The following is a 13,536-nucleotide window of genomic DNA, read 5'->3' on the forward strand; positions in this document are numbered from 1 at the left end:
TAAATAATTAATCAGAATAGCTGATTGTAAGTGTTATCTCTGCACTTGGCTGCCGCTGCGACGCGATGTTGGTTTAGCTTACCCTATTAATTCTTTATGGCTGCGTGATTCCCTCTTTAAAATCTTTTGTTGCCAAAGGATGGTTTCACTCTTTTTTACAACTTTTAAAACAAGGAAGAGGCCGCCCCTAAGCCAACGACTTTTGGGACAGCCCCTTTTTTTGAAGGTTTAAACAGGATACGAATAGCCCGTCAATCCGATAACCGATTCGATAAATTTTTCTAAAGCGGACGTGTCAGTCAGGTTCTTGTTGCATTCATGGCTATTCATGCACAAGTAATTGCCAACCGCTTTGTAGTAATCAGGCGAAGCGTTAGCCGGCCTTTTTTTGGATACCGCCGAGAACAAGGCAAGCTCTTCATACCTGTTGCACAAAAAGCAAAAGCTCTTCTTGTTTGTGGGCGTGAATCTTCCTTCCAAACCAATGAATTGTCCGTTTAACGGATAAACGATAAACAATTTATTCGTAGCTGCGTCGTTCCAACCGAGATAAGTGACATAACGATGGTCGATCATCGTTAAATCAGGAATTTTCAGCTTCTTGTTCTTCGGGAACAACTTCTGAATCTGATTTTTTGTAATTTGCGGAAATTCCGCCATATACGGCTCTAGCGTTCTCATATACTTTTGGAAATCTTCCGCTGTTTTTAACGCAGAAACCTCTTCCAGCATTTGTTTCCGGGCGTCTTCAGCATTCGGGAACAGTCCGACAATTTTTGCTTCCGTGCCGGATCTGACCGATTCCAGAACTTTCGGATCGGCAATCGTTCTGAGAGCCTGCTCGAGGATACCCGCCTGCTTCTTGATAAAATTATATTGGTGGTTTCTAATAAATGGTTCACACATATCGGTTCAGCTCCTTATTTGTATTCATACTGAAATAAGGCGCAAAGCCAAATATTAGAAACGATGTTGTGGGCGATATTACTGTTGATTCATCCGCCCATGCAAAGTATCGCCCCTAAAATAGGCTTTGCATGAGACTTGCCAATCCGGCAATCCGGAATTGCCATCATTACCAACTCCTTTGATGCATGGATAGGTATAGTATATAAAATAACGCTGGTTCTTTTCAATGGTTTAGCGGATTTTGGAAGCCGAGCCGGCTAATGCAAGCGAAGCGCTGATCGTTAATTTTTTTGTCCGGCTGCGCAATTCCTCCCGCGTTAGCTCTGACAGCTTGCCGCTCCGGCTTAATTCAATTAATGCCGCTTTAGCCGCCTCTTCCGCGCGTGTCCCGTCCTGCAAAATAAAATAGGCAACCTGATAGGCATAAGGCTCTAGCCTTCTCAAGATTTGAACGACCGGACTGGAGTGAATCGCCGCTTTCATCACTTGTCTCCATCCGTTCAGTCTGCAAGCTTTTCGACAATATTAATATTCAGCAGACGAAGATTCTCACTCAACTCCGCTCCCGTTTTCCCTTCGTCTCCAACTTCGACTGCACGGCCGGCATACAGCAGCTCGCCATTGGCAAGATCAAGCACCGCGGCTCCCGGAATGCCGGCTTTATCATCTGCTAGAAGATATACCCGGTTCGATCTGATCAGTGCAGATTTAATAACGCCCACCCCCAACTGCTCGGCCGTTAATGTAACGTAGGAAGTCTCTTGCTCTTTCGTTATGAAATTATACCTCGATAATACGATACGGTCCTGTCTGACTTCAGAATAATAAAAATTATCCTGCTGCAGGCTATGCGCCATACCCGTGCCAAGAGCCTTGTGCCACAAAGGATCTGTCAACTCAGTTAATAACCCTGACCGGTAGGAATAGGTATATTCCTTGCCGTTCAAAATGACAAAAATCATGTCCTGCGGTGCGCTAATGTAATCGGAAGCGATGACCCTCGCCGTTTGCGCATCACTCTTATATTTGTTCTTATCACTCCAGCTTGCGAGCGTTGAATGACGAAGCTGTTCGCCGGTGCCGATATCAAACACGTATACAACCAGTTCCTCCGTGATGCCTCGGTCGATATATTTTCGAAATAGAAGATGCGCCTCATCGTCCACACGCTGTACATCTTGTATAGACAATTGACCGTTATCCGGCATCTCAAGGATGGTCTGTTCGAAATCCGTTACTTTGCCTGAATCTTCAGACAGGAGAGAAAGCCGCAAGACGGATTTCTGGGCATCTGAGTTCAATCCTTTCGTTGTGACGTCGGCGTAAATCACCAGTTCTTCATCCCGATAAAAGCCGGTTTCGTATCCTTTTCCCCGCATGAAGGATTTATGATCTTTCAGAAGCTTCTGAATGTCTGGCTGGTTATAGAACCAGGAACGCGCATCCATCATCCTTTTGCGAAAAACTTTATCTTCACTTCTATATATACTTCCTTCGATATTCACATTCAAAGGCTCCGAACGCATATCTCCTAAATAAGAGCCGGAAAGACTGACAGCAGCGCCCTCTTCCGGTTCCCCTTGAACGGTCTCAAGCTTATATTCGGGCAAATGGTTCAGTCTGCCGATTGCATAATATGCGCCAATTCCGCTAATTGCGAGCACAGCGATTAGAATGGTTAAACCATAACGCCACATATACATCCTCCTTCTACGTTTGGTGATACAGCTTGCATTGAAAACATGACCCTACACCGTTATCTTTCCGGCAAGCAGTCTCATACCAAGCCACACCGACACGCAGCTTACCAAAGCGCACATGACCAGCACAATGACGAATATTTCCTCGGGAAAAAAGGAAGAGCCCGGCGTTCCAACTCCCAGAAAAAGAATCGGGAACACGACCGCCAATCCGCATGCGCCCAAATACAGCAAGCCGTACAATATCCCCAAGCGGCGATAGCTTCTTTCCAGCAAAACAGCGGTAAAAATCGTCAATATCGCGATTGTTCCTAAGCCATAGGAGTATAAAAATTGTTCAAACCCGCGAGGTATAAGCATTGCTAGCGCCTGATTTATGCTGATAACCTCCACGATATGGGAGTCTGCTCTGAGGTCCGCAGGAAGGACGAGCTTGAATATGAGCTGCTCGATCGGCAGCAGTACCAATTGAAACGAAACAAGCCCGAAGACGAACAGAAGAAACGCGGTTATTTTGGCAAAATAAATGTTGCTTCTTGCCGCCGGAAGCATAAGCAGTCGGTAAATAAACGTGCTGCGGCCGATCCAGTCGCGGTACCATATAATAAAAGCATATAAGCCAAGCACGGCAATACTGAGAAGGATCGGCAGACTGAACCATTGCTGCGTAATCATCATCACCCACTCGAACGTAAGCGGATCCTTTGCAGGGACAGGGGCAGAGCTGTTTCCGATATTTTGCGACAGCCGCTCTTCCCGTCTGGACAATTCCGTTAAAACCGTCACGATCAGGGCGCTTATCTGGCAGATCGCCGTAATCGCCATCAATGCGGCAAGCACCCAGCGGAAACGATGCACTTCCATGTGAACCAGCTTCAAATAACGATTCATGCCCGGTACACCTCTCTCATGACGTCAATCACCGATTTGCCTTCCCCGCTGCGCATCTCTTCGCAATCAAACGCCCGGCTTACCTTTCCGTCCTGCAGCAGAACCGCTTTATCGATGAGATGCTCGATTTCTCCGATTTCATGCGTCGTGAACAATACGCCCCGGCCTTCGATCAGTTCGCTCGTGAACACTTCCATGATCGCTTCCCGGCTGAACAGGTCGATGCCGGAGAACGGTTCGTCCATCAAGAGATAATCCGAATCTTGGCCAAGTCCGAGCAGCAGGTTGAATTTGGCCGCGGTGCCCTTCGACAGGCTGCCGACCCTATCCGAATACGATAGCCCGAAGAAGCGCATAAGCTCGCTTGCGCGTTCGCTGTTCCAGCTTTCATAGAAATCTTCCATAAACCGGAGCGCCTCGGCCAGCTTCATGCCGGTAGGCATCGTCAAACGGTCGGGAACGAATGCGATTCTCTCATACAGCTTAGGTCCCGGGGCTTGTCCGTCAATGCGGATCGAGCCTCCCGCGATCGGGGTCAGTCCCATGACAGCCTTCAGAATCGTCGACTTGCCTGCGCCGTTCACGCCGATGAGGCAGGTGATTTCCCCTTTATCGGCATTGAAAGAAACACCGTTCAGCACATCCCGGCGACGGTAACGTTTACGTATATCTTGTACTTCAATCATGCTTCCGGCGCCTCCTCGTATGTCCGTTTGACCAGCAGCAGCAGCTCGTCGATCGGGACGTCGATTTTACGTACGGACGCCACGAACGCATGCACGGCTTCGCCGAGTAATTCCGACCTGATTTGATTAAGCAGCTCCGTATCGTTCGTGACCTTGCTGGGCGAATTGCCTTCCGTTATAATCAACCGCTGCTCCTCCATTTCCTTGTACGCTTTCTGTACCGTGTTCGGGTTAATCTTCATCAGGCCGCCCAGCTCTCTTCGGGAGGGAATGACCTGACCCGGCAGCAGCTGCCCCGTAGCTATCCGTTCTTTGAAATGCCGTACGACCTGCAAATAGACGGGATCTCTATTGTTGAACAAAATTTCTTTCCACCCACCGCTTGTGTTCATCGCGATACCTCTCATTTCTAGCCAAGTGTGTGTACTAAGTAGTTCATACATCTAAGGTGTATTATGCAGGTAATACGATAAAGTGTCAACGTTTCCTGCGAAAAGGCAACTTTGAAGCTGTATAAGTCGATACCCGTTCGTTCGGGATGAGTTAAAACAAAAAACCGACTCCCCTGATCAATCAGGGGAACCGGTTCTTTCCTTCCATTTAAGCCGGATAATCCGTAATAATCCCGTCTACCCCCAGCTTCTTCATCCATCTCTCATCTTTCTCGCTGCGTATCGTCCAAGCCATGACCTTCCGGTCCCTGGCGTGGATTCTGGCTATAAGCTTCTTGTCGATCAGCTCGAAATTATAGTTAATATAATCAGCGTAAGAAGCAAGCTCGTCCAGCGTTTCGTCCGAAAGCGGATGTTTATCCTTGTGGATGAGCACGCCAATCGGGATATCCGGCATCAGTTCATGCATGCGCCGCGTGGAATCGAAATCAAAGGATTGCAGCATCAAGCCTTCCAAGCGTCCATGCCGCTTTAATTCCTCCGCAAGCTTTTGTTCAAGTCCGGGGTACAGGTACGGCTCCTTGGTTTCGATCAGAATTCCGATTCTGCCGCCGAAGCGGTCAAGTACTTCCCCGAGCGTCGAAATCGTTTCTTTCGAGTAACCGGGGTCATAGAAGCTCCCCGCATCCATGCGCTGAAGCTCCTTCAGCGCAAAATGATGGACGAAGCCCGATACGTTCGTCGTCCGGTCAAGCTTCGCGTCATGGATAACGACAAGCTCCCCGTCCTTGCTCATCCGCACATCAAGCTCGATGTAGTCGGCGCCAAGAAGCTCAGCCAGCTCGAAGGAAGCCATTGTATTCTCGGGGGCTAAGCCGGAGGCACCGCGGTGCGCGACAATCAGCGGCCCTTTCGCCGGGTTAGGAATATAAGCGGAGAGGATTAACGCTGAACTGCATAGCAGCAGCAGCAGCAATCCGGCCTTGAGCCATACTAAGGAGATTTTACGTCCAGCCATCGCTCTTCCTCCTCCTGTCCTCATTCCGCCGGCTTAGGAGGAAAGGGCATCTTGTCTGACAATACGCAGCAAGCGGTCCGGGCAGTTGGTCGTGATTCGCATATTCGGGTAATCGTGTACGATTCGGGCCAGCATCTCCGGCTCATCGACCGTCCATACTCCCATATCGATTCCGTTCATCGCCATTTCATCGACCAATGCGGGCGTGACGAAAGCATGATGCATGGATACGCTGGCTGCCCCCGTGTAGCGAAGCTGATCGAGCAGAAGAGTCGGCTTGCCCATGAAAATCAAGCCCGTCTGGATGGCGGGCTCAAGCACCTTTACCAGCTTCATCGAATCATGATTGAAGGAAATAAGAACGACCTCTTCCTCCATGCCGTGCCGGCGGAAACACGCGATGACCGCTTCCTCGATGCCTTCGTATTCACCGCCCAATGCTTTGAGCTCCACATGCAGCTTGCAGCGTCCTTTCGCCAGCTCGAGCACTTCGTCAAGCGTCGGAATCCGCTCCTCTGCAAATTCCGGCGAGAACCAGCTGCCTGCATCCAATCGGCGCAGCTCCTCCAGCGTATGGGCCTTGATCGGCCCCGTTCCGCTGGATGTCCGGTTCAGCGTATGGTCATGCATAACGACAGGCACTCCGTCCTTGGAAAGATGCACATCCAGCTCTATGTTCGTAATGTCCGGCTCGGACAATGCCAGCCTGAAAGCCGCCATCGTATTCTCGGGCGCTTCTCCCGACCATCCGCGATGGGCAACGATTGTTATCATTATCCTTTCCATCCTTTCATTTCTTTATTTGACGCCGTTATACACGAATGCTTTAATAATTTGCCGCTGCGATAAGAAGAATACGACCAGAATGGGCGCCACCAGAATCAAATTGCCGGCCATCAGCGTATTCCAGGTCGCGACGCCTTCCACATCCCTGATCTTTGCGATGCCGAGCGGCAGCGTTCTCGCCGTCTCATTCGTCGTCATGACGAGCGGCCAGAAGTAGTCGTTCCAATGAGCAATGAAGCTGAATAAGGCAAAGGTAACGAGCACCGGTTTAACCATCGGCACCATAATTTGAACAATGATTTTCCACTCGGCCGCCTGATCGAGGCGAGCCGCTTCAATCAGCTCATCCGAGATTTGCATGAACGCCTGCCGAAGCAGGAAGATGCCGAAAGCGCTCGAAGCGAACGGAAGAATGAGACCAAGATGCGTGTTTAACAGTTTGAAGGCGCTCAGTTCCAAGTAGACCGGCAGGAAAATAAGCTGAGCCGGAATCATCAGCGTGACCATGACGATCCCGAACAGAAAGCCTGAGCCTTTGAACTTATAGCGGGCGAAGGCGAATGAAGCCGGAATAATCGTCAGCATTTGAAGAATCAGAATGCCGACTGCAATGACCACGCTGTTCACGAAATAGCTGAGAAAAGGCCCCGTGTTCCAAGCGTCGGCATAATTCTGCCAGACGAAATTTTCCGGTATCCATACCGGCGGGAATATCATCGTCTCCGGCAGCGTCTTCAGCGATGTGGAAATCATCCAGACAAAAGGCATAGCGAAGACAAGCACCAGCCCCAGCATACCGGCAACATTAATGACCTGCAGCACAGCCCGCAGTGCTTTGCGAAGCACCGCTTTGCCGCTGCGGACATCGGCCCGCTTGCCCTCGGCTGCGGTTCCGATCGAAGCGCTGCCGATCGTACGGTTTACGGCTTTCAACATTTTCACCACTTTCTAACGGTAATGAACGCGATTCGACAACAGCTTGAAATAGATGATCGTCAAGATTCCCACAATGACCAGCAGGATAACGCCGGACGCGGAGGCATAGCCGATCTTGAAGAAGCGGAAGCCGTATTCATAGATGTAATACACGAGCGTACTGGTGGAATTGACCGGTCCGCCCTGCGTCATAATCGCGATCGTCTCGAACACCTGGAACGAGCCGATCATGTTGATGATGACGAGGAAGAAGATCGTCGGCGACAGCATCGGCAGAATCAGCTTCGAGAACGTTGTCCAAGGCTTGGAACGGTCCAGCGAAGCCGCCTCATAAATGTCCGCAGGGATGCTCTGCAGACCCGCGATAAAGACAAGCGCGTTGTACCCGAGCCCCTTCCAGACCGCAACCATGACAAGCGAGACAAGCGACGTGCCCGGATGGGACAGCCACTGCAGCTTCTCGAAGCCTGCAAGCCCGATTACCCAATTAAGCAGCCCGTACTCGGGGTCCATCAGCCAGCTCCACAGCAGCGAAATCGACACGAGCGAAATAATATGCGGACTGAAGATGGCGCCCTGCACGAAGCCGTGGAAGAAGCTCTTCCGGTTAAGCCACAGCGCAAGCAGCAGGGCAAGGCCGGTCGTCAGCGTTACGGTCAGCACCGTATAGATCGTCGTATTGGAAAGCACCTTGCGGAAATCCTCATCTGCCAATAGATCCGCGAAATTTTGCAACCCCACATATGTCTTGGTCGGACTGACAAAGTTCCAGTCAAATAAACTCAAATACATCATGTAGAAAATCGGGTAAATAAAAAATAATGAAAAGATAATAATTGCCGGTGCAACCATCCCGTAGGGACGAAGCTTATGCCATAAGGTCATGTCAGATCCCCCCGACGGTTGCCAGCTGCTTCCGGTTCGCCTGGACGCCCGAGCGCAATCTCTCCCCGCTAAGGCCGAAATAATAAAGATGCTCGTAAGGGATTGTGACCTTCACGTGGTCGGCAGTGACGACGGGCGCAAGGAAGGTCTTGACGAAGAACACGCCGCTTCGCGATTGGATCTGATAAATTTGCTCCGCTCCCAGACTTTCGCGGGTCAGAATTTCGCCTTCTACGGTATAGCCTTCGCTATCCGGGCCCGCGTTAATGAGCGCTTGCTCCGGACGGAAGCCGACATAGCCGATGCCGACGCTCGCCTGAATATCCAGTCCCTGAGCATCCCGCATTTGCATCGTATTCATAGCCGGCGTCCCAATAAACTCCGCCGTAAACAAGTTCTCCGGATCGTGATAGAGCTTCATCGGAGAATCGGCTTGCTGGATGACTCCTTTGTTCATGACGACGATCTCGTCGCCCATGGACATCGCTTCCACTTGATCATGCGTGACATAAACAAAGGTCGTGCCGAGCCGCTTATGGAGCTGAATCAGCTCCGTCCGCATTTGGTTGCGCAGCTTCGCGTCCAGATTGGAGAGCGGCTCGTCAAGAATAAATACCTTCGGCTGCTTCACCATCGCGCGCGCCAAGGCAACGCGCTGGCGCTGCCCTCCGGAGAGGTTCTGCGGCTTCTTGTCCAAATGGGGCGTTAATCCGACGATTTCCGAAATATCCTTCACCAGCTTATCGCGCTCGCCTCTGGCAACGCCGCGGTTCTTCAGCCCGAATTCGATATTGCCCCGCACGCTCATCGTCGGATAGAGCGCGTAGTTCTGGAACACCATGGCCACATCCCGCATGCCCGGCGGCGTATCGTTCACGCAGGTGTCATCGATCCAGATCTCCCCGTCGGACTGCTTCTCGAGCCCCGCCACCATGCGCAGCGTCGTTGATTTCCCGCAGCCGGACGGGCCGACGAGAACCGTGAACGAACCGTCCTTGATCGTCAGATTCAGGTTCTGAATAACCGTGTCATCCTTGAACTTCTTGCTTATATTTTTCAGCTCGATCTTCGCCATCCGGCAATCTCCTCCTTGTTATTTCTTCCTGAATCGATCGCATGAGCCGCTCCAGCTCATCCAGCCCGGTTAGCCGCAAATCCCATGCTTCCGCATCGCTGCTCGGGTAAGGGGAAATAAAGCAGGTTCTGCCGCCCAGCCGCTTGACCGGGTGCAGATCGTTCCACGGGTTATCGCCAACCGATAAAATTTCATGCGCCTCATAACCCTGCTCCAGCAGGGAAGCGAAGTAGGTCCGAATACCAAGCGGCTTCTCCGCCCCGCAGTACACTTCTTCGAACAGGTGGCGAATCTGCATATAATTCAGAAATTCGATGCCGGACTCCAGATACGTGTTGGTCATGAGTACCCGTCTGTCGACAGCCGTCAGCTCGCCGATCGCTTGGAACAAGCTGCTGCTGAAAGCGAAGCGGTGAGGCTCCTGCACCATCTCCCGGCGCACCCGTTCAAAGGCGGCCTTCGTCTTCTCGTCAGGTATCCGGTATTTACGGCCGATGATGGCAGCAATCCCCCAAGGATCGCCGATAGGTATCAAATGCTCCGCCTGTGTCGGCAATTGCCCATACTCGCCGGCCCGATCGCCGATTGCGGCGCCATCCCATTGATAGCCCTGAACGAAGCTTTGCTCCTTCCGAATCAATGCCACATCGTCCCGCTTATGATAGAAATGACCGATTTGAAAAGGATGCTCACCGGTTAGAATAGCTCTTCCCGCCCTGATCGCCGACTCGGTCTCGTGCTCATGCTCCGAACCTTCCAGCTGATAGCGGATGTAACGGTCGAGGAATGTATCCTCCTGATAGAGCGTGCCGTCCATATCGAAAATAACGACTTTAATCCCGGACAACCACTTCATGTTGGACATATTCCGTTAACCCTCTCTCGCTTCGATTATTTGCCGAGCTGCTTATTCGCCTTCTCCGCCGCCGCGTTTAAAGCATCCTGCGGGCTTGTGTTCGGATCGAGAATCGCCTTTTCGATCGCTTCCTTGATAAAATTCGCAACCTCAGGATAAGCGCTCTCCATCGGACGCGGTCTTGCATACTCCAATTGATCGACGGCTACCTTGTACTGAGGGAACTCTTTGAAATGCGTCTGCAGCTCTTCCGTTTCGAGAGCGGACATACGAGTCGGCAAGTAACCGGTATTTTTGTGCTGGTAGATCGTGTTTTCCTTGGATGTCATCCATTTCAAAAATTCCCAAGCGGCTTCCTTCTGTTCCGTGCTGCCTTTGGATGTCATGACGAGCTGGCAGCCGCCTGTCGGCACGCCGTAATCTTTGTTAGCCGGCATGAACGCCGTAACCAATTCGAAATTGTTGCCTTTTGCAATTTCCAGGCTTCCGTTCACGCCTGCGGTGGAGCCGAATTTGAACGCCGACATTTGGTTCGACCAATCCTTATCCGCTGTAGCTCCCGCTTCATCGCCTACCGGTATTTTAATAAGCCCTTCGCTAGCCATACGCTTCCAGAATTCTACCGGAGCCACGCCTTCAGGCGAATTGAATGCAGCCGTCTTCCCGTCTTCGCTCAGCATTTGGCCGCCGCTTTGCGCAACCAGCGCTTCGTAATACCAAATATCTGCAGGCATCGTCATGCCGATCTTGCCTTTTTCCTTCAGTACGCGGGAATATTCCTCGAGCTCATCCCACGACTTCGGACCTTCCGGATCAAGGCCGGCGTCCTTCAGCATCGTAACGTTTTTATACAAAATCGGCGTGCTGCGCATGAAAGGAAGCCCGTACAGCTTCTCGTCCACATAGGCGTTCCCCATCAAGCCGGGATTAAAGTCATCCAGCTGGAGCTGCTCCGCATCTCTTTCCGCGTAAGTTGTCAGCTCCTCCAGCATGCCCGAGCGGGCAAATACGCCGGTCGACGCGATTTCAAGATCCGTTACCGCCGGCGCGTTGCCTGCTGCGAACGCTGCTTGCACTTTGGCATGCAGATCGTTGTAGTTGCCTTGAAACTCAGCTACCACTTCAATGCGGTCCTGCGACTTGTTAAATTCATCGACCATATGCAGCTTGGCTTTCTCGATCTTATCTCCGAAAGCGTACCAATACTTAATGACCATTTTCTCGGAAGAACCTGAATTCGCGCCTCCCGTATTACCCGCAGCATTCGTCGCGCCGGCATTTCCACCCGCACCGTTTGTTCCGCAAGCCGCCAATACAACTACCATGAAGACCGCAAGCGTCAGTGCCGTTAGCTTTTTAATCATTGTCCTTTTCTCCACCTTTTCTTTGATTAAATGTGAGGTCGTAACAACAAAGAAACCTTAATCCGGCCGCAGACTTTAGCGTCCGCGGCTGATTAAGGTTTCTCCATTGCTCCAACCCATTGCTATTTACTTTTCATATTGATCATAAGGGACGACTATTAAATCTATGTTATCGCTTTGCTAAGATTATATAAATTTCCGGAGCTTCTTCTGCTCTTGGAAAGAATAAGACCCCTTCCAAAGCTCGGGCTTGGATGACGAGATCGCCGCCGCCCCGTTCCGCAGGCATTCTTGCGCCTGGCTTTCGTCGAACAATAAACCTCCGGTAATAATCGGGAGCGAGGTGAAAGCCTTCACCATACCGATCATTTCGGGAATGCGGGCCGGCATCACCTCGATAATGTCCGGCTCGGTCTGGCAGAGGCTCTTCGCGATATTATCCAGCCCTTCCGTATCGACAAGGAAAAAACGCTGAATCGTAATCAGCCCCATCTTCTTGGCGGTCTTTACGACATTGGTTTTGGTCGAAATGATGCCGGCAGGCTTGATGACCTTTGCCAAATAATCGAGACCGTAGATATCGGTGTTCAAGCCTCCGATTTTCTCCAGATGGAGGAAGACCGGTATTTGATGCTCCTTGAACACGTCCACGTAGCCCTTCAATACCCCGATATGGCCGGTTAACAGAAATACGCCGCTTAATTGGTTGCGCAGCGCCAAGGCTGTCTCGATATGCTTCGGCTCCTTGATGGAAGCGATCATTCGATGCGCGGCCAAGCCTTTGAAGAACTGGTCATGAGGAGTGATGCTCTTCATGACTTATCCTCCTTGCGCCGTCGTCAGCAAAGGGACGATTAACCCGCGATCCGTTTCTTGGCCGCGCGCATCGGGATTATGCCGGAAATGCTTCATATGCCGATGAAGCAGGGGCGCATGGTCTACAACGTCCGCATCCGTAATGTCGACGGCAGAGATCCTGATTTCCTCCTCGGTAACGTCCACGATCCGAAAGCCATGCTGGTCCAGGCAGGCGGATAATTGCACAAATGTCCAATTATGCCTGCTGACGATCGAATCCACGTGCGTATGGCCGTTGAAGAAGAGACCCAGCCCTTTCTTCTGGCTTAAAATCGACCACATATCGATGTCCGGATGAATCGAACACTTATCCCTCTCCGACCTGGCGGTCGTGTTATATACCGGATGATGGGCGAAGACGAGAAGCGGCTTCGTCCCGGAAGCCTTCACGGTCTCTTCGAACCACCGCAGCTGATCGTTGTCGATCCATCCGCCCCAATCCTCGAAGTCCATTTCCTTCGCCGTATTCAGGAATGCCATTAAGACATCACCTCTATCGATGGCATAGTAATCCTTCTGGCCGGTCATCTCCAGAACGTCCTTTTTTGTCTGCCCATAAAGATCATGATTGCCAAGCACGTGAATGAACTCTCTCTCCTTGCGCAGAATAATATCATATACCCCCTGCATCTCCACGGGGAATCCATAATTCGTCAAATCTCCGAGCGAGATATGATAATCGGCCTCTACATCCAGAAATTGTCCAAGAAAGGTTTCATAAAAAGCCGTATGCGCCTCCCGCAAACCCGGTACCGACTCATCAATTTCGTGGTAATGCAAATCTCCCATAAGAACTAAACGCATTATTGCATTCCTCCCGGCTATCTTTTTTCCTTCCCTATCTATGGTACAGGCCGAGTATTGTTTGATCGTTAAATAGGTGAGTAGTTTTTGTAAAGGCGGGGTGTTGAGATAAGGTTAACGAATGCCAGCTTAGTTGAAAATTTTGAAACTAAATGATTTTTTATCCCTGAATTAAGGAATTAATTTCAAATTTCGAGCCTAAACAACGGAAGTCGGTAGTCTATTTAAGGATTGAGTAGTATAGTTTCAGTTCTCGAAACTAAACTGCAATGAAATCGATGTTTTCGTAATTAATTTCAGTTTTTGACACTACTCTTACTTTGCATATTGTTTTTACGCACATGTATACTACGAAAGTGGAAACTCACCTGTCGCC

Annotated in this window: 15 protein-coding genes; all 15 read right to left on the bottom strand. The window is 50.8% G+C overall.

Annotation, left to right across the window (positions count from 1 at the left end; genetic code table 11):
• Positions 1–228: 228 nt before the first annotated feature.
• The 15 genes from H581_RS0102910 to H581_RS32825 all read right to left on the bottom strand — a co-directional run bounded on the left by H581_RS0102910 (position 229) and on the right by H581_RS32825 (position 13,160).
• Entirely contained in the window at positions 229–906 is a 678-nt protein-coding gene (locus tag H581_RS0102910; protein WP_028608710.1) for a FusB/FusC family EF-G-binding protein, read from the bottom strand.
• A gap of 234 nt (positions 907–1,140) precedes the next feature.
• Complete coding sequence (locus H581_RS0102915) at positions 1,141–1,392, bottom strand: hypothetical protein (protein ID WP_028608711.1); 252 nt, start codon at positions 1,390–1,392, stop codon at positions 1,141–1,143.
• Between the two features lie 17 nt (positions 1,393–1,409).
• Positions 1,410–2,606 carry a hypothetical protein gene (locus H581_RS0102920; RefSeq protein ID WP_028608712.1) on the bottom strand — a complete coding sequence of 399 codons (1,197 nt, stop codon included), beginning with the start codon at positions 2,604–2,606 and terminating at the stop codon, positions 1,410–1,412.
• A 51-nt stretch (positions 2,607–2,657) separates the two neighbouring features.
• A complete protein-coding gene (locus H581_RS0102925; protein WP_028608713.1) occupies positions 2,658–3,500 on the bottom strand; it encodes a hypothetical protein in 843 nt (280 codons plus the stop codon).
• The gene (locus H581_RS0102930; RefSeq protein ID WP_028608714.1) at positions 3,497–4,186 is read right to left on the bottom strand and encodes an ATP-binding cassette domain-containing protein; all 690 of its coding nucleotides are present in this window, start codon (positions 4,184–4,186) and stop codon (positions 3,497–3,499) included. The genes H581_RS0102925 and H581_RS0102930 overlap by 4 nt, the downstream gene beginning before the upstream one ends.
• Positions 4,183–4,578: a GntR family transcriptional regulator gene (locus H581_RS0102935; RefSeq protein WP_036717511.1), complete on the bottom strand. Its 396-nt coding sequence runs from the start codon at positions 4,576–4,578 to the stop codon at positions 4,183–4,185. The genes H581_RS0102930 and H581_RS0102935 overlap by 4 nt, the downstream gene beginning before the upstream one ends.
• A gap of 208 nt (positions 4,579–4,786) precedes the next feature.
• Positions 4,787–5,596 (bottom strand): glycerophosphodiester phosphodiesterase, encoded by an 810-nt coding sequence (locus H581_RS0102940; protein WP_051250408.1) that lies wholly within the window; start codon positions 5,594–5,596, stop codon positions 4,787–4,789.
• A 33-nt stretch (positions 5,597–5,629) separates the two neighbouring features.
• Positions 5,630–6,370, bottom strand: a complete 741-nt coding sequence (locus tag H581_RS0102945) for a glycerophosphodiester phosphodiesterase (RefSeq protein WP_028608717.1) — start codon at positions 6,368–6,370, stop codon at positions 5,630–5,632.
• Positions 6,371–6,394: 24 nt separating this feature from the next.
• A complete protein-coding gene (locus tag H581_RS0102950) occupies positions 6,395–7,177 on the bottom strand; it encodes a carbohydrate ABC transporter permease (RefSeq protein WP_051250428.1) in 783 nt (260 codons plus the stop codon).
• A gap of 153 nt (positions 7,178–7,330) precedes the next feature.
• On the bottom strand, positions 7,331–8,203 hold the full coding sequence (locus tag H581_RS0102955) for a carbohydrate ABC transporter permease (protein ID WP_028608719.1): 873 nt from the start codon (positions 8,201–8,203) through the stop codon (positions 7,331–7,333).
• Between the two features lies 1 nt (position 8,204).
• Entirely contained in the window at positions 8,205–9,278 is a 1,074-nt protein-coding gene (locus H581_RS0102960; RefSeq protein WP_028608720.1) for an ABC transporter ATP-binding protein, read from the bottom strand.
• Positions 9,232–10,143, bottom strand: coding sequence for an HAD family hydrolase (locus tag H581_RS0102965; protein ID WP_028608721.1), 912 nt, complete (start codon positions 10,141–10,143; stop codon positions 9,232–9,234). Before H581_RS0102965 ends, H581_RS0102960 begins: the two co-directional genes overlap by 47 nt.
• Positions 10,144–10,169: 26 nt before the next feature.
• Entirely contained in the window at positions 10,170–11,498 is a 1,329-nt protein-coding gene (locus tag H581_RS0102970) for an ABC transporter substrate-binding protein (protein ID WP_028608722.1), read from the bottom strand.
• A gap of 186 nt (positions 11,499–11,684) precedes the next feature.
• The gene (locus H581_RS0102975; protein ID WP_028608723.1) at positions 11,685–12,314 is read right to left on the bottom strand and encodes a glycerol-3-phosphate responsive antiterminator; all 630 of its coding nucleotides are present in this window, start codon (positions 12,312–12,314) and stop codon (positions 11,685–11,687) included.
• Positions 12,315–12,317: 3 nt separating this feature from the next.
• Positions 12,318–13,160, bottom strand: coding sequence for a metallophosphoesterase family protein (locus H581_RS32825; protein WP_036717513.1), 843 nt, complete (start codon positions 13,158–13,160; stop codon positions 12,318–12,320).
• Positions 13,161–13,536 lie beyond the last annotated feature (376 nt).

It is taken from the genome of Paenibacillus harenae DSM 16969, from assembly GCF_000422465.1.
In the GTDB taxonomy this organism is placed as follows: domain Bacteria; phylum Bacillota; class Bacilli; order Paenibacillales; family Paenibacillaceae; genus Pristimantibacillus; species Pristimantibacillus harenae.